The sequence below is a fragment of the Stenotrophomonas sp. 107298_Sma genome, from assembly GCF_056480345.1.
Genome location: NZ_CM151094.1, coordinates 1,056,840 through 1,072,815, shown reverse-complemented (window position 1 = coordinate 1,072,815; position 15,976 = coordinate 1,056,840). Strand labels below are relative to the sequence as shown.

The 15,976-nt window shown below is 66.4% G+C and carries 19 protein-coding genes and 1 tRNA gene; 14 read left to right on the top strand and 6 right to left on the bottom strand.

The window, feature by feature from the left end:
* Window positions 1-35: 35 nt before the first annotated feature.
* The 12 genes from ACZK2G_RS05075 to ACZK2G_RS05020 all read left to right on the top strand — a co-directional run bounded on the left by ACZK2G_RS05075 (window position 36) and on the right by ACZK2G_RS05020 (window position 11,169).
* Window positions 36-374: a GPW/gp25 family protein gene (locus ACZK2G_RS05075; protein ID WP_046982780.1), complete on the top strand. Its 339-nt coding sequence runs from the start codon at window positions 36-38 to the stop codon at window positions 372-374.
* A gap of 2 nt (window positions 375-376) precedes the next feature.
* Window positions 377-1,273 (top strand): baseplate assembly protein, encoded by an 897-nt coding sequence (locus ACZK2G_RS05070; protein WP_478474836.1) that lies wholly within the window; start codon window positions 377-379, stop codon window positions 1,271-1,273.
* Entirely contained in the window at window positions 1,266-2,567 is a 1,302-nt protein-coding gene (locus tag ACZK2G_RS05065) for a phage tail protein I (RefSeq protein ID WP_308517376.1), read from the top strand. The genes ACZK2G_RS05070 and ACZK2G_RS05065 overlap by 8 nt, the downstream gene beginning before the upstream one ends.
* Before the next feature lie 7 nt (window positions 2,568-2,574).
* Window positions 2,575-4,092: a tail fiber protein gene (locus ACZK2G_RS05060; protein WP_136638925.1), complete on the top strand. Its 1,518-nt coding sequence runs from the start codon at window positions 2,575-2,577 to the stop codon at window positions 4,090-4,092.
* 4 nt (window positions 4,093-4,096) lie between these two features.
* On the top strand, window positions 4,097-4,681 hold the full coding sequence (locus ACZK2G_RS05055) for a hypothetical protein (protein WP_308517374.1): 585 nt from the start codon (window positions 4,097-4,099) through the stop codon (window positions 4,679-4,681).
* Window positions 4,682-4,788: 107 nt separating this feature from the next.
* Entirely contained in the window at window positions 4,789-5,988 is a 1,200-nt protein-coding gene (locus tag ACZK2G_RS05050; RefSeq protein WP_046982785.1) for a phage tail sheath C-terminal domain-containing protein, read from the top strand.
* A 2-nt stretch (window positions 5,989-5,990) separates the two neighbouring features.
* Window positions 5,991-6,494 carry a phage major tail tube protein gene (locus ACZK2G_RS05045; RefSeq protein ID WP_046982786.1) on the top strand — a complete coding sequence of 168 codons (504 nt, stop codon included), beginning with the start codon at window positions 5,991-5,993 and terminating at the stop codon, window positions 6,492-6,494.
* 80 nt (window positions 6,495-6,574) lie between these two features.
* Entirely contained in the window at window positions 6,575-6,865 is a 291-nt protein-coding gene (locus tag ACZK2G_RS05040; protein WP_106467222.1) for a phage tail assembly protein, read from the top strand.
* A gap of 120 nt (window positions 6,866-6,985) precedes the next feature.
* Complete coding sequence (locus ACZK2G_RS05035; RefSeq protein ID WP_046982788.1) at window positions 6,986-9,436, top strand: phage tail tape measure protein; 2,451 nt, start codon at window positions 6,986-6,988, stop codon at window positions 9,434-9,436.
* 2 nt (window positions 9,437-9,438) lie between these two features.
* Window positions 9,439-9,906 (top strand): phage tail protein, encoded by a 468-nt coding sequence (locus ACZK2G_RS05030; protein WP_046982789.1) that lies wholly within the window; start codon window positions 9,439-9,441, stop codon window positions 9,904-9,906.
* The gene (locus tag ACZK2G_RS05025; RefSeq protein ID WP_046982790.1) at window positions 9,890-10,105 is read left to right on the top strand and encodes a tail protein X; all 216 of its coding nucleotides are present in this window, start codon (window positions 9,890-9,892) and stop codon (window positions 10,103-10,105) included. Before ACZK2G_RS05030 ends, ACZK2G_RS05025 begins: the two co-directional genes overlap by 17 nt.
* A complete protein-coding gene (locus ACZK2G_RS05020; protein ID WP_136638928.1) occupies window positions 10,096-11,169 on the top strand; it encodes a phage late control D family protein in 1,074 nt (357 codons plus the stop codon). The genes ACZK2G_RS05025 and ACZK2G_RS05020 overlap by 10 nt, the downstream gene beginning before the upstream one ends.
* A 29-nt stretch (window positions 11,170-11,198) precedes the next feature.
* Here ACZK2G_RS05020 and ACZK2G_RS05015 read toward each other — a convergent pair whose 3' ends face one another.
* On the bottom strand, window positions 11,199-11,579 hold the full coding sequence (locus ACZK2G_RS05015; RefSeq protein WP_136638929.1) for a tautomerase family protein: 381 nt from the start codon (window positions 11,577-11,579) through the stop codon (window positions 11,199-11,201).
* Between the two features lie 166 nt (window positions 11,580-11,745).
* Here ACZK2G_RS05015 and ACZK2G_RS05010 point away from each other — a divergent pair, with 166 nt between their 5' ends.
* Together ACZK2G_RS05010 and ACZK2G_RS05005 are read left to right on the top strand one after the other, a co-directional pair.
* A complete protein-coding gene (locus ACZK2G_RS05010; protein ID WP_169050344.1) occupies window positions 11,746-11,904 on the top strand; it encodes a hypothetical protein in 159 nt (52 codons plus the stop codon).
* A gap of 52 nt (window positions 11,905-11,956) precedes the next feature.
* Window positions 11,957-12,520 (top strand): hypothetical protein, encoded by a 564-nt coding sequence (locus ACZK2G_RS05005; RefSeq protein ID WP_478474833.1) that lies wholly within the window; start codon window positions 11,957-11,959, stop codon window positions 12,518-12,520.
* An 84-nt stretch (window positions 12,521-12,604) separates the two neighbouring features.
* On the opposite strand, the gene ACZK2G_RS05000 is transcribed toward ACZK2G_RS05005, so the two are convergent.
* From ACZK2G_RS05000 to mltG, 5 genes are all read right to left on the bottom strand, one after another.
* Window positions 12,605-12,679 (bottom strand) — tRNA-Val (locus ACZK2G_RS05000).
* 112 nt (window positions 12,680-12,791) lie between these two features.
* Window positions 12,792-13,145, bottom strand: a complete 354-nt coding sequence (locus tag ACZK2G_RS04995) for a PilZ domain-containing protein (RefSeq protein ID WP_046982794.1) — start codon at window positions 13,143-13,145, stop codon at window positions 12,792-12,794.
* Entirely contained in the window at window positions 13,142-14,098 is a 957-nt protein-coding gene (locus ACZK2G_RS04990) for a DNA polymerase III subunit delta' (RefSeq protein WP_136638931.1), read from the bottom strand. Before ACZK2G_RS04990 ends, ACZK2G_RS04995 begins: the two co-directional genes overlap by 4 nt.
* Window positions 14,095-14,760 carry a dTMP kinase gene (gene tmk, locus ACZK2G_RS04985; protein WP_005408317.1) on the bottom strand — a complete coding sequence of 222 codons (666 nt, stop codon included), beginning with the start codon at window positions 14,758-14,760 and terminating at the stop codon, window positions 14,095-14,097. The genes ACZK2G_RS04990 and tmk overlap by 4 nt, the downstream gene beginning before the upstream one ends.
* Window positions 14,757-15,818 (bottom strand): endolytic transglycosylase MltG, encoded by a 1,062-nt coding sequence (gene mltG / locus ACZK2G_RS04980; RefSeq protein ID WP_426354221.1) that lies wholly within the window; start codon window positions 15,816-15,818, stop codon window positions 14,757-14,759. Before mltG ends, tmk begins: the two co-directional genes overlap by 4 nt.
* Window positions 15,819-15,976: the final 158 nt, after the last annotated feature.

Sequence of the window (15,976 nt, the reverse complement as noted above, 5' to 3'; positions counted from 1 at the left end):
GCCCTGAAAACCCGCACTCCACGACGATAGAGGCCATGCGAGGAATCGACGCCAACACCGGCAAACCACTGGATGGGCTGGCCCATCTGCATCAATCCGTGCGTGACGTTCTCACCACGCCCCTGGGTTCCCGCGTACTGCGTCGCGAGTATGGCTCGCGCGTATTCGAACTGATCGATGCGCCGACCAACCGCTCGCTGCGCATGGACCTGATCGCGGCCACCGTCGACGCACTCGCGCGATGGGAACCCCGGCTCCACGTCGAGAACGTCGACGTCTCCCTCCCCGCCCCTGGCGTGATGATCCTGGCAGTGACCGGAATCCATCTGCCCGACGGCGAGGCCATCACCATCGAAGGAATCGAGGTTCGCTAACCGTGACATCCGGCTCGTTCACCAGTGTCAATCTCTCCCAGCTGCCCGCACCGGCGGTCATCGAAGTGCTCGATTTCGAGACGTTGTTCGATGAATCACTGACCGCGCTGCAGGCGTTGGATCCCACCTTCGATGCGCTGCTGCCGTCGGACCCGGCCTTCAAGATCCTGGAGGTCTGCACCTACCTGCGCCTGCTCGACCGCCAGCGCGTCAACGATGCGGCGCGCGGCGTGATGCTGGCCTACGCGGTCGGCAGTGACCTGGACCAGCTGGCCGCGATCTTCGGCATCGGCCGCCAGATGCTGGACCCTGGCAAGCCGCAGGAGGGCATCCCGCCGCGTTACGAGAACGATGAGGATTTCCGTCGCCGCATCCAGCTGGGTCCGGAAGGCTTCAGTGTGGCCGGACCGGAAGGCGCCTACATCTTCCACGCGTTGAGCGCGGACCCGCGCGTGCTTGATGCCAGCGCGACCAGCTCCTCGCCCGGCGAGGTGGTGGTATCGGTGCTGTCGCGCGAAGCCGATGGCACTGCCACCCAGGGCCTGCTCGACGCGGTCGAAGCCAAGCTGGGTGCAGCCGATGTGCGTCCGCTGACCGACCACGTGCTGGTGCGTACCGCTGCCATCGTCAACTACATGGTCAGTGCCACGCTCTACACCTTCGCAGGTCCGGATTCGCAGGTCGTGCTGGCGGAAGCGCGCACGCGGCTGGACCGCTACATCGCCGAGTCGCACCGTCTCGGTCGCGACGTCACCCGCTCGGGCCTGTTCGCCGCATTGCATGCTGAGGGCGTGCAGCGCGTGGAGATTGCCAGCCCGGCAGCCGACGTGGTGGTGGACCGTACCCAGGCCACCTACTGCACCGCCGTGACCCTGACCCATGGCGGCAACGATGAGTGATTCCACCACGCGCCTGATCAATGCGCGCCTGCGCGGCGCGGTCGATGGGCACAACCTGCAGTTCCGCCATCCCGGTGGCTCGCTGGCCACCCTGCAATCGGTGTACCGCACCGACTGGCAAGGTCGGATTAAGTTGTCGGATACGCTGCGGCGCAACCTGCAGCGGTTCTCGGGTGCCTTCAGTCACACCTGGTGGAAAGGCTTCCACGTCAAGCCGGCGAACCTGTCGTTCTATCATCCCGCTCCCGATGGCAGCCCCACTGCCTGGTCCTTCCCCGTTTCCGACGCGACCGGGGGTCCGGACCAGAACTTCGCCGGCCTGGTGGACGAGGACAGCAGCATGTTTCCCAATGGTGCCGTGCGCACCATCAGCGTCTGGCTGCGTGCAACCGAGCCATGCGTCATCGACTTCGGCATGCGCACGACCGGCCCAGGCAGGACACGTCTGCAGGTGGGCACCGAGTGGAAGCGCTACAGCTACACCTATGCCGCAACCGCGGATGACGCACCACGGGGCGTGAGCATCGTGCTGGATCGACGGGCAACCGGGAACACCGACCTGAAGCCGGACAGCCGCATCCATCTGTGGGGCGTGCAGGTGGAGGAAGGTCGTGAGGCAACCAGCTACATCCGCACCATGCCAGTGCCGGTGGGTGTGACTGATTACAGCGTGACCAACAACGTGATCACACTCAGCCAGCTGCCCGTGCCCGGCGCGATCATCGACGGCGATGCCCTGGTCAGGGTACCGACCACAGCCAACCTGTTGCCGCCCAACGCCACCCAGGCGGAGCGGGCGCTGGCACGTGCTGCGGTGACTCGTCCCCTGCCGGTGGACATCACCGCACTCTGGGATGCCGATCGCTGCCCCGCCGCGCTGCTGCCGTGGCTGGCCTGGGCGCTGTCCGTCGACGAATGGAAGGCCTACTGGCCGGAGGCAGTGAAGCGTGCACGCGTTCGCGCCGCGATCGCGATCCAGCGCCGCAAAGGCACTTGGGGCAGCGTGCGCGACGTGGTCGCCGCCTTCGGTGGCTCGATCCTGATCCGCGAATGGTGGGAGATGCAGCCGCCCGGCGCGCCACACACCTTCGAAGCGGTGATGACCATCGCCAACCAGGGCGGCGAGACCGCCACCGCCAAGTTCGTCGACGACGTGATCGGCGAGATCACCCGCACCAAGCCGGTGCGTTCGCACTTCACCTTCACCCAGGGCATGCAGGCCAGCACCGGTATCGGTGCGCTTGCCGGCGCCCATGGCACCACCTTCCGCCGCATCCAACTGATCGGAGAGTAAACCCCGCATGCGCTTGAAAATCACCGAAGCCGGCTTCGCCAAGCTGGTCAATCCACCCAATACCGGCACCAGCGCCGTACTGATCACCGAGATCGGCCTGACTTCCACCGCGTTCACGCCGTCGGCCGGGCAGACCACGCTGCCCGGCGAGATCAAGCGCGTCTCGACCTTCGGCGGCAAGGCCGTGGGCGATGACACGTTGCACGTGACCATCCGCGACGACAGCGCAACGGCCTACAGCCTGCGGGGCTTCGGCCTGTACCTGGGCGACGGCACGCTGTTCGCAACCTTCGGCCAGGCCGATCCGATCATGGAGAAGACCGCGGCCTCGATGCTGCTGCTCTCTACCGACATCCGCTTCAGCGAAGTGGATACCGCGCTGATCGAGTTCGGCAATGCCGAATTCATCTACCCGCCCTCCACCACCGAGGTACAGGGCGTGGTCGAGCTGGCCACCTCCACCGAAACCGAGGACGGTGCCGATGCACAACGCGCTGTCACCCCGCGTGGCCTGCGCGCTTTCATCGACAAGCGCTTCGGCGCCAGCGCACCGACCCAGTTCGTGCGCACGCTGTTGTCGGTCGCCACCGATGCCGCGTTCCGTTCCGCTCTGGGCCTGAAATCGGCGGCGCTGAAGGACGAGGGAGCCGACAAGGGCCTGGACGCCGACCTGCTTGATGGCCGGCACGGCACCCACTACCTGGACTGGCGCAACATGACCGGCGTGCCGTCCAGCGTGCACGTGCCCGGCCAGGTGATCCTGTTCGCCGGTGCCACCGCACCGAGCGGCATGCTGCTGTGCAACGGTGCCGCCGTGCTGCGTGCCAGCTATCCGGCACTGTTTGCCGCCATTGGTACCCGCTACGGCGCTGGTGATGGTGCGACCACCTTCAACCTGCCTGCAATGCAGGAAGGTACGGTGGTCACCCACACGCTGAACCCGGACGCTGTCGGCAGCTTCACCCAGGGTGAGGTGATCCGCCACGCCCACAGTGCAAGCACGGCAGCGGCAGGCAACCACAGCCATGCCATTTCGGTAGGTGCAGGCGGTGCCCATTCCCATGGTGCCAGCGCAAGCGCCGTCGGTGACCACGCGCACGGCGCATGGACCGATTCGCAGGGTCACCATGGGCATACCGGTGGCACCTCCTGGATTGGTGATCACCAGCATCTCACCGCATTCGCCGAATCCGGAACCACCTATCCGTGGGGCGCCGACTACAACAATCACGCCGGTTCGCGCGGCAACCTGGACTACGACAACCCCTGGCCGTACACCAGCCCGGCCGGTGGCCACGCGCACAGTTTCACCACCGACGGTGCAGGCGCGCACGGCCACAACATCGGCATGAACGGCGCCGGCGCCCACTCGCACACCATCTCCATCGCCCAGGTGGGTGACCACGGCCATGCCGCTTCGGCTGCCGACGCCGGTTCACACACCCACACCATCGTGGTGGAGAACGCCGGTGGCGACCGCAACCTGCCGGCCGGCCTGCGGATGATCTATTGCATCGCGTACTGAGGACATGAGCTTGCCTACCGAACCGCGCTTCGCGCACTCCTACGATCCCGACACCCGCGCCTACATGGGCAAGGTCCGCCTGCAGCCATCGCCCGATGGTGCATGGAACCTGCCCGACTTCACCGTGGATGTCGCCCCCCGCCAACCTGCAGGCGAGTACCAGGCATTGCGCCTGGCCGACGACGGCACACGCTGGGAAATGGTGGCCGATTTCCGCAACTGCATGCTGTGGGACACGCGCACGGCGATGGCGGTGCCCAATCGCCTCGTGCTCGGCCAGCCATTGCCCCAGGACGTGACCCTTTCGGAACCGTTCAAGCTGGATGGCACCACTGCGCAGTACAACGCCTGGAACGCCAGCCGCCGCGAATGGGCCCTGCTGCCGGATTACAGCACGCGGCCGCTGTGGAACAAGCGTGATGCGAGTTTCGCCACCGCCGTACCCCGCGGCGTTGCGCTGCCGTCCACGGTCACCGACCTTGCACCGCCCCGCGACCGCAGCTACCCGGTCACCTTCGACGAAGCCAGCACGGCGTGGGTGATGGTGGTTGCACCCGAACCCGAAGTGGCGCCGCTGCCGCAACCGTGATGCCGGGCCACGGCTGCAATTAATCCAGCCGCGGCCAGATACGAACATGTACCCATGCGGCGCAGATCGCGACCGCAGCACCCACCCAACCAAGGAAAAAACAACGCATGGCCGAATTTCTGCATGGCGTGCAGGTCGTCAACATCGATGGTGGTTCCCGCTCGATCGCTGTTGCCTCGACCAGCGTCATCGGCATCGTGGGCACCGCGCCCCGCGCCGACAAGAACGCCTTCCCGTACAACACCCCGGTCCTGGTGACCTCGCGTTCGCAGGCCGCAAAGCTGCTCGCAAACGCGGCTACCGAAGTCGATGAAGGTACCCTTCCGGGCCAGCTCGACGCCATCTTTGACCAGTCCAACGCCGTCGTCGTCGTCATCCGCGTCGAGAAGGGCGCCACCGAGAACGACACCCTGGCCAACGTGCTGGGCGGCGTGAACGCGCAGACCGGTGCCTACACCGGCGTACACGCGCTGCTGGCTGCCAAGTCGGTGGTCGGCATCAAGCCGCGCATCCTGGCGGTACCGGGCTTCACCCATACCCACGAAAAGCGCGACACGGAGCTGCTGGCCAACCCGGTCGTAGCCGAACTGCTGGGCATCGCCGACAAGCTGCGCGCGGTGATCATCAAGGACGGCCCGAACAGCAACGACGACGCGGCCAAGAGCACCACCACCCTGACCGGCTCCAAGCGTGTCTACGTGGTCGACCCGGCACTGCTGGTGCAGTCCGGTGATGCCATCGTCACCCGCTACGCCTCCGGTGCCGTGGCCGGCGCCATCGCCCGCAGCGACAACGAACGTGGCTGGTGGGCATCGCCGTCGAACCTGGAGCTCAACGGTGTGGTCGGTACCGCACGTGCGATCGACTTCGGGCTGTCCGATGCGAGCAGCCGCGCGAACCTGCTGAACCAGTCGAACGTGGCGACCATCATCCGCGAAGGTGGCTTCCGCCTGTGGGGCAACCGCACCGCCAGCATCGACGCCAAATGGCAGTTCCTGTGCGTGGTGCGCACTGCCGACATCATCGCCGACAGCCTCGAGGCCGCCCATCTGTGGGCCGTCGACCGCGGCATCAGCAAGACCTACGTCGATGACGTGCGCGAAGGCGTCAATGCCTTCCTGCGCGGCCTGAAGACCCAGGGCGCGATCCTCGGCGGCAACTGCTGGATCGACCCGGAACTGAACGCAGCGGACAGCGTGGCCCAGGGCCGCTTCTACTGGGACTTCGATTTCACTCCGACCTACCCGGGTGAGCAGCTGACCTTCCGCATGCACATGAACAACAACTACGTCTCGGAGATCTTCTAAGCATGGCGCGCAAGATCCGCAAGAACTTCAACTTCTACGTCGACGGCAAGGGTTATGCCGGCAGCGTGATGTCCTTCACCGCTCCCAAGCTGACGCTGAAGACCGAGGACTTCCAGGCCGGCGGCATGCTCGCACCGACCGAAATCGTCCTCGGCCACGAAAAGCTGACTGCCGAAGTGACCTTCGCCTCCGATGACGCGGAGATCATGTCCAAGTTCCACGTCATCGAAAGCAAGGAGTACGGCTTCACCGCCCGCGAGGCGCTGGAAGCCGACGACGGTACGGTCTCCCAGGTCGTGCACAACATGCGCGGCAAGGTGAAGTCGCTGGACCGCGGCGAGACCAAGGTCGGCGAGAAGGGCACGGTCAAGGTCGGCCTGGCGCTGAGCTACTACAAGCTGACCCATGGCGCGCAAGTGGTGCAGGAGATCGACGTGACCAACATGATCGCCCGCCAGGGCGGCGTGGACGCCCTGGCCGGCATCCGCGGTGCACTGGGCATCTGAGCCCACCCCGCACTGAAGTACACGGGGGCGCATCGCGCCCCCGCATCCACCGCACTCCACCGATACCCAGGAACACATCCATGTCCAGCAAGACCAAGACCACCGCCGACACCGTCATCGAGCGCGACGGCTATGCCGAAATCACCCTCTCCCGCCCGCGCCAGGTCAATGGCATGGACACCGCAGTGCTGCGCATGCGCGAGCCGACCGTGGAAGACATGGAGCGCTACCAGGACGACAAGGGCACCGATGCCCAGCGCGAAGTGCGGATGATCGCCAACCTGTGCGAGATCGCACCCGACGACGTGCGCAGGATGCCGCTGCGCGACTACGCCCGCCTGCAGGCCGGTGTCGCGCTTTTTACCACCTGACCCTGCCGCAGATCAGGCAGGGAGCGCTCGCCCTGGCCGGGCATACCGGCTGGGGCCTGGGCGAGATCATGACGCTGCGGGTGTCGAAGTTCATCTGGTGGATACAGGGATTGCCGGTACATGGCGAGTAACGTTCAAACGACAACGATCACGATCGGCGGCTCCGTCTCCAAGTCGCTGCAGGACGCGCTGTCCTTCAGCAGGGATGGCCTGAAGCGCCTTGGCGATGAAGCGGACAAGCTCGAGCGCAAGCTCAATGTCATGGGCAGGTCGAGCAGCCAGTTCGCCCGCATGCGCATTGAAGCCGATGCGCTGCGAGCGTCGCAGGAAGCACTGCAGCGCATCGAAGACAAGCGCACGGCGAATCTCGAGAAGCGCGAGAAACTCGGATCGGCGTTCGGCGATGCACGTGGCATGCTCGGCAATGCCATCACCACGCTGGCCAAGCCGGTGGAGAACGCCGCCGGCTTCGTGCGCGAGAACCAGGCCATCGGCAATGCCGCCAACCTGACCCGCGCCCAGGTCAAGGCACTGGGCGAGACCATCCTGGCCGAGTCCGGGCGCACCTATCAGGGCGCCGGCGAGCTGCAGCGCGCGATCGGCCAGCTGGTCGGCGCCGGCATCGACGCGCAGGCCGCACAGGCCAGCCTCGGTGCGATCGGCCGCACCACCACCGCCACCGGCGAAAGCATCGACGATGTCACCCTTGCTGCGTCCGGCCTGCAGCAGGCGTTGAAGATCGACCCCAGCGGGCTGCAATCGGCGTTGGACGTACTGGTCGTGGCGGGCAAGGATGGCGGTGTCGGCCTGAAGGACATGGCGGGCGCGCTGCCGGTGCTGGGCAGCGCGTTCCAGTCACTGCAGATGCATGGCAATGCGGCCGCAGCCACCATGGGCGCGGCGCTGGATGTCGCCCGCCAGGGTGCCGGTGGCGCCGACGAAGCCGCCGGCAACATGCAGCGCTTCATGGCCAGCATCCTCTCGCCGGACCTGCAGGCCAAGGCAAAGAAGGGCTTCAAGCTGGACCTGCGCAGGATCATCAATGAGGCGCAGAGCACCGGCGGCAATCCGTTCGATGCAGCGATGCAGGGCATCATCCAGGCCACCTCGGGTGACCAGGCGAAGATCGGCAAGCTGTTCGGCGATGCGCAGGCGCAGAACTTCGTGCGCCCGATGATCCAGAACTGGGACGAATACACCCGCATCCGCGACAAGGCCCTCTACGCATCGGCAGGCACCACCGATGCCGGTTTCGCGGCAAAGATCCAGAGCGATCCGGAAAAGATCGAAGGCGCGAAGATCGCCGTCGACAATCTGTCCAAGGCCTTCGGCAGCGCGCTGCTGCCGGCGGTGGGCGAAGCAGCGGTGAAGCTGACCGAGCTGTTGAACGGGGTGACCTCGTTCGTGCAGGAAAACCCGAAGCTGATTGCCAACACCACCCAGGTAGTGGTCGGCATGATGGGCATGCGCACCGCCGTGCTCGGCGTGCGCTATGCCTGGACCTTCCTGCAGGGCCCGATCCTGGCCGTGCAGAAGGCGTTCGAACTGTTCCGCGGCGGCAGCCTGCTGGCCCAGCTGGGGCAGTTCGGACCGACCGCCATGCGCCTGGCGTCCGGCTTCCGCGTGGTGGCCACCGCCGTGGGTGCCATCGGCGGTGGGCCGATCACGCTGGCCATCGCCGCCATCACCGCCGGCGCGTTGCTGGTACGCAAGTACTGGGAACCCATCAAGGCCTTCCTCGGTGGCGTCTGGGACGGTCTCAGTGGCGCGGGCACTGCCGCCATGGGCGAACTGATGCGCGCCGTCGAACCGCTGCGCCCGGCATGGGAAGTCATGAGCGGGTTGATCGGGCAGGCCTGGGATTGGCTGTCGAAGATGCTGGAGCCGGCGCAGTACACCGGCAACGAGCTTTCGCGTGTGGCCGAGATCGGCTCGCTGGTGGGTGAGGCCCTGCTGGCCAACTTCCGCATGGTCATCCAGGTCATCGGGGGCGTGGTGCAGACCGTTGTCTGGCTGGGCGAAACGCTGGGCATCGCTGCCGGCTGGATCACCGTCACGCTCGGCGGTGCCTGGGACGCGATCATGGCGTCGGCAGGCGCGGCCATCGACTGGATCATGGGCAAGCTGCAGCCGTTGCTGGATGGCATCAGCTGGGTGGCAGGCAAAGTGGGCGGTGGCCTGGGCTTCCTCAAGGACAAGGCCGTCGAAGGCGCCGGTATCGCCCTTGACCGCGCAAACGTGGGCAAGGCGGCCTATGGCGCGATGGCAGCCAACGGCGGCGGCGGCATTGGTGACATGGCACGTGTCGCGTACGCGGTCGGCACCAACGACGGCGATGGCCTCAAGCGGCGCATGGCAGACCTCGGCAGCGCGCAGCAGGGGCGACAGGCACCGTCGATGCCCTCGGGCACTCCACGCATGCCCACCACCGTGCAGCAGCAACAGACCAACAACATCACCATCCACCAGCAACCGGGGGAATCCAGCGAGGCACTGGCGCGGCGTACCGCCAATGCATTGCAGCACCAGCAGGCCGTACAGGCCCGCGCCACCCTCGGAGACAGGAACTAAGCATGAAGCGCGAGTTCGTAACCGCAACCCTCGACAAGCTGCTGTCCGGTTTCCAGAGCAACGATTCAGGCAACGCACCCGTGCTGCTGATGCTGGGCGGCTTCAAGTTCAGCCTCAACACTGCGGTGTTCCAGGAGATCCAGCAATCCAACGAGTTCCGTTGGCAGGCACAGGAACGCGTCGGCCAGCTGGCCGCGTTGCAGTACACCGGTCCGGGCCAGGCCACCATGACACTGCCCGGCGTGCTGAACCACGAGTTCCGTGGCAAGGGCAACCAGATGTCGGAGCTGCGCAGGCTGGCCGCACAGGGCAAGCCACAGCGGCTGCTGACCGGCCGTGGTGGCAACCTCGGCCTGTGGGTGATCGACAAGATCGAAGCCACCAGCAAGCACTTCACGCCCGATGGCGACATCCGCCAGCAGACCTTCACCCTCTCCCTGCGGAAGCACAGCCATGGCACGAACGTATAACACCCGCGACGGCGACGTCGTCGACCGCATCGCCTACGTGCTCTACGGCGAGCAATCACCGGCCATCCTGCGCGCGGTGTTCGATGCCAACCCCGGCCTGGCCGCACGCGGCGCGGTACTGCCTGCGGGCCTGGTGATCACCCTGCCGGATGTACAGCGTCCAGCCAATGAACGCTCGGGAGTATCGCTGTGGGATTGAACGTCGAACCGGCCTTCCGTGTGGTGGCCAACAGCGAAGACATCACCGACAAGATCATGTCGCGTTTCAAGTCGCTGCGCATCACGGACGAAACCGGCAACACCGCCGACACGCTGGAGCTGCAGCTGGCTGACCACGATCCGTCCGATCCGATCCAGCTGCCTCCCGTGGGTGCCGAGCTGGAGGCCTTCATCGGCTATGACGGCGAGGTGCGGCGCATGGGCCTGTACATCTGCGATGAAGTGGAAATCTCCGGCTATCCAGGCAGCATGACCCTGCGCGCACGCGCGGCGCCCTTCGAGGCCAGCAAGGGTGGCAAGAACGATCTTCAGACGCAGAAGACGCGCACCTGGAAAAAGGGCACGACGATCGGCGGCATGGTGCAGCGCATGGCGGGCGAGCACGGACTGAGCGCAGCAGTGAGTGAATCGCTGGCGTCGATCGTGCTGCCGCTCACCGTGCAGTCGCAGGAGTCGGACATGAACCTGCTGCTGCGGCTGGGCAAACAGCATGACGCCATCGCCAAGCCGGGCGGCGGACGCCTGATGTTCGTCACCCGCGGCGAATCCACCACGGCCAGTGGCGAGCGCATTCCCGACGTCACCCTTACCCCCGCCGATGGCAGTGCCTACAAGGTCACCATCGCCTCACGCGAGAAGGCCGGGACCACCATCGCCTATTACCGCGATGTACGCGGCGCAAACCGCCAGGAGGTGAAGGTGGGCAGCGGTGAACCGATCGTGCGCCTGCGCATGGCCTACGCCGACCGCGCGACCGCCGAAGCAGCAGCCCGCGCCAAGCAACGCGAACAGGCGCGGCAGACGCGCAAGCTGAGCTACACCCTGCCCGGCCGCCAGACGTTGATGGCCGAAGCCACGGTGGTGATGCAGGGCTTCCGCGACGGCGTGGATGGGCGGTGGCTGGTCAAGCATGCCGAGCACAGCATCGGCAGCGAGGGTTACGTCACCAGCATCCAATGCGAACAGCCCAACAGTGCCGACGCAGTGAAAGCGGCCAGCAGCGCCGCAGCGACCGAGGACGAGCAGGTGGGCAGCGAGGTGTAGATCCACGCCATGCGTGGATGCTCTCCGCATCAAGTCACATACTGCGCCTGCCCATTGCCGAACGACCAGTTCTCTTTCTTCACTTCCACCAGGTTGATGAACACGTCCTCGCGGCGGATGCCCACCGCCGCGTGCAGGCCATCGGCGATGCCGGCGTACAGCGCCTTCTTCTGCTCCAGCGTACGTCCTTCGTTCCAGGTGATCTGGATGCAGATGAAGTCGTCGGTGCGGTCCACGCCCAGGTAACCCGGGTCGTAGATCAGCGTGCCGGGCTCGTGTTCCTGGAAGATCTGGAAGCGATCGTTTTCCGGCACGCCCACCGCGCGCATGGCCTGGTAGATGGTTTCGCCGACGCGTTGCAGGTAGTCGGCGGATTTACCTTTGCGAAGATCGATGCGGGCGAGCGGCATGGTGGCACTCCAGGGCGGATGGGCACGGCAATGGGCTGAGACTACGCCTGCCCGGGGCGGTGGGACAGCGCAGGGATGGAACCCTCTGCCTTCATCCGCGACACATTCCCGCCGGCGTGCGCCGGGTGACGGAGTTGCCATGGCGGCGCCGCTCTGGAGTCGTCATATGCACGGTCGGAGTGGGCGGCTGCAGGCCGCCGACCGCGCGCGTAACGAAGGCGGCCCGGACGAACAGTTGGGCGCCTTCCATACCGACGGGCTGATCGTGGCCGCAGGACAACTGGTGCGCCAGGCACATCACTGCCTCTCCGCCGGCGATGCCTGACCGGCTCGGGTGTGCGCCCGCTACAATCGCGCCGGAAACGCAGGAGGCCGCAATGAACGCCGAACACCTGGAGTACTTCAAGGCCGCACTGGAAGGTCGCGCAAGCGTGGGCTGGAACGTCTGGTTCGCCGCCAACCAGCAGGCGCTGGCACAACAGCTGAGCCGCCCTGCTCTGCTGCGCTTGAAGTTCGGCAAACTGGATGAAGCCGAACGCCTGCTCGCCGCGGCCGGCATCGCGCCCCGCAGTACGGCGGGCAAACGCTACGAGATGTACTGCGCGCAGTTCTCAGCGGACGTGGTGGACGCGAACGGTCGCCCGCTGCCGGCCATCTGGCGCGCGGCGCACGGCGGTGCCATCGGCCTGCTTGCCGATGGGGAGCGTGAGGCCGGCCAGGCCAAGCTGCTCACGGAGTTCCGCCGCGTCCGCAAGCGCGGGCTGCAACAGGCCCACGAATGGTTGGCCGATCTGTGCTTTGAAGGCGAGATGGAACTGACCAGCGGCAATGCCGAGGTGGGCCGTAGTCTGCTGGCGGTGGTGGCGCGCGCTGGCAGCGGCCACGACCTGCTGGATGCAACGGCGATGATCGCGCGCGAGCTGCTGGAGGATCCCGGCTGAAACGGCGATCGCTTCGGCGGGCACTACGGAATCACAGGCAACAAAAAAGCCCCCATTGCTGGAGGCTTCTTTCGTTCTGCAACATGGTGGGCGGTACAGGGATCGAACCTGTGACCCTTGCCGTGTGAAGGCAATGCTCTACCGCTGAGCTAACCGCCCGGTGTTGCTGAGCCGCTCATTATAGGGGCTTTTCAGAGGCCGTCAACACATTTTCACATGGATGTTCACAGGCGTTTTCGGTGTGCGCAGCCGGGCGTGGCCCAGCGCCACCTCACATCGTATGCGTCGGCTTGTCCGAGCCGGTCAGGCCGGCCAGCAGGGTCTCGATCTTGTGGCGCACGCCCTCGCCTTCGGCACCCTCGGCCAACTGCACGCCGATGCCGGCGGTGCGGTTGCCCTGGGCTCCGGCCGGGGTCACCCAGATCACCTTGCCGGCCACCGGCAGGCGTTCGCTGGAATCGGGCAGGGTCAGCAGCAGGAACACCTCGTCGCCCAGGAAGTAACGCTTGGGTGTGGGTACGAAGATGCCGCCGTTCTTCACGAACGGCATGTACGCGCTGTACAGCGCGGCTTTGTCCTTCACGGCCAGGGACAGGATGCCCTGGCGGGCGTTGCTGGCACTCATCGATTTCCCCTTGCGGCAGGCCGCTCGTTCACCTTGTTCCAGGCCAGCAGCAACTCGACCACCGCAAGGTCTGCACGCACCGTGGTGCGCAGCAGGTCGCGGGTGCGGTTGGCCGCATCGAACCAGGCTGCAAGCTTGTGCAATCGCTCCGGCGTGGTCAAGGCATCGGTGCTGGCCTGGGCCAGCGCCAGGTCGGCAGCGAAGCGCAGGCGCAGCGCCGCGTTGTCATCGGCGCACCACTTCTGCGCCAGCTCTACCGCGCCGGTCTTGCCGGCGGCCAGCTGTTCCAGCTCGCGGCCCACTTCGCGGCGCAGGCTCAGGCCATCTTCGCGCAGCCAGTTGTCGGCCTGGCCGGGATGGCCGCGCGCGGCGTCCAGCGCTTCTCGCGCCGACGCTTCGCTGTGGCCCTGCTGCTGCAGCCACGCCAGCGCTTCATCGCGCGGCGGCAGCTTGAATTCCAGGCGTTGGCAGCGGCTGCGCACGGTCTGCGGCAGGCGCGCCGGGTCACTGCTGATCAGCCATAGATAGCGGCCGGACTGTGGCTCTTCCAGCGTCTTCAGCAGTGCGTTGGCGGCGGAACGATTGATGGCATCGGCCGGGTCGACGATCACCACCTGCGCCACCCCGTACTGCGGGGTCAACGCCAGTTTGTTGGTGATCTCGCGCACCTGCTCGATGACGATCTCGGTGCGCAGCTTGTCGCCACTCTTGTTCGGGATGAAGCTGACCAGCTGCAGGTCAGGGTGCGTGCCTGCGGCGATCAGCTGGCGGGTGCGGGTGGCGTGCGCGGCATCGCCGCGCGCCAGCACGTGGTCGGCCAGGGCCAACGCCACCTCGCGCTTGCCCAGCCCGGCCGGGCCACAGATCAGCAGGCCATGGCCGAGCCGATCAGCATCGAGCGCGGCAACCGTCTGTTCGAACGCGCGTTGCTGCCAGGGCGAGAACGTGCTCATGCGCCCTCCCCGTCCTGCAGCCAACGCTCGACACGCGCCACCACATCCGCGGCCACGCGCGCCTGCACCTGGCCAGCGTCGATCAGCGCGAAGCGCTGCGGGTCCTGCTGCGCACGGCTGCGGAACACTTCGCGCACGCGCTGGAAGAAGTCGTCCTGTTCGCTTTCGATGCGGTCCGGCCACAGGTCGCGGCCGTTGGCACGCGCGCGGCCTACCGCCACGTCCACATCCAGCAGCAGGGTCAGTCCCGGCAGCAGGCCCACCGCGCGGCGTTCCAGGTCGGCAATCCACTGCGGGTCGAGGCCACGGCCACCGCCCTGGTAGGCATAGCTGGAATCGGTGAAGCGATCACTCAGCACATAGGCGCCGCGCTGCAGTGCAGGCTGGATCACCTGGCGCACATGCTGCGCGCGTGCAGCGAACACCAGCAGCAGCTCGGCTTCGGCGCTGAGCGGCTCGGCAGCGATTTCGGCATCGGGCTTCAGCACCAGGCCACGGATGCGCTCGGCCAACGGCGTACCGCCCGGTTCGCGGGTCAGTACCACTTCGTGGCCGTGGCTGCGCAGGCAGTCACGGATGGCGTTGATGGCGGTTGTCTTGCCCGCGCCCTCGCCACCTTCCAGGCTGACGAAACGGGGATGGCGAAGCAGCGCGGGACTCATTGCGCCGGGGTCTCCTTGGTGCGTTGCTGGCGCAGCTGCTGCAGGTAGCGGGCTACGGCGGCGTTGTGCTGGTCCAGGCTGGGCGAGAACACGTGCGCGCCACTGCCATCGCCTACGGCGACGAAGTACAGCGCGTCACCTGCGGCCGGCTGTGCAGCCGCCATCAGCGCATCGCGGCTGGGCATGGCGATCGGGGTCGGGGTCAGGCCCGCACGGGTATAGGTGTTGTAAGGCGTATCGGTAGTCAGGTCGCGGCGGCGGATGTTGCCGTCGTACGCAGCACCGATGCCGTAGATCACGGTCGGGTCGGTCTGCAGGCGCATGCCGATCTTCAGGCGACGCATGAACACCCCGGCAATCTGCGGGCGCTCGCTGGCCAGCGCGGTTTCCTTCTCGATGATCGACGCCATGATCAGAAGTTCATAAGGCGTGTTGATCGGCAGGTCCGGCGCACGGCTTTCCCAGGCTTCGTCCAGCGCCTTCTCCATCGCACCGTGGGCGCGCTTGAGCACGTCCAGGTCACTGTCGCCGCGCTGATAGACATAGGTCTCCGGCAGGAAGCGGCCTTCCGGATGCTGGCCGGCGAAACCGAGGCGGTCCATCAGCGCTGCGTCATCAAGGGTGTCGGTGGTGTGCAGCAGCGGTTCGGCACGCTTCAGTGCCGCACGCAGCTGGCGGATATTCCAGCCTTCAATGAGCGTGACGCGATGCTGCAGCACCTTGCCGGCGCGCATGCGCAGCAGCAGCTCACGCGGGGTCAGGTCGCCGCTGAGCGCGTACTCACCCACCTTCAGTTTGCCGGCAGCATCGAGCTGGCGCGCCAGCAGCTGCCACTGCGCGTCCTGGCCCTCGTCCACGCCGGCGTCGCGCAGCTTGCGCAGCACCGTGTTCATGCCGTCGCCACTGGCGATGACCACGCTCTCGGCGGAGGGGGTGATCCGGGTGTCGGCGAACCGGGTCTGCTGGTAGAAGAACCACGCGCCCGCGCCGGCCACGACGGCGGCCAGCACCACCACCAGCGTTACCACGAACAGACACCCGCGCTTGGCTCCCGCCATGGACTACCTCTGAACTCGATTCCGTCGTGCAGGATACCGTGCCGGTGGTGTGGGGTCATGACCGGGGTGGCAGACACCCGCATCCGTGCCGACCAAGGTCGGCACCCATCAAAACCGGAATCGGTAGCGCCGGGCCATGCCCGGCGGGAGGCCCTGCC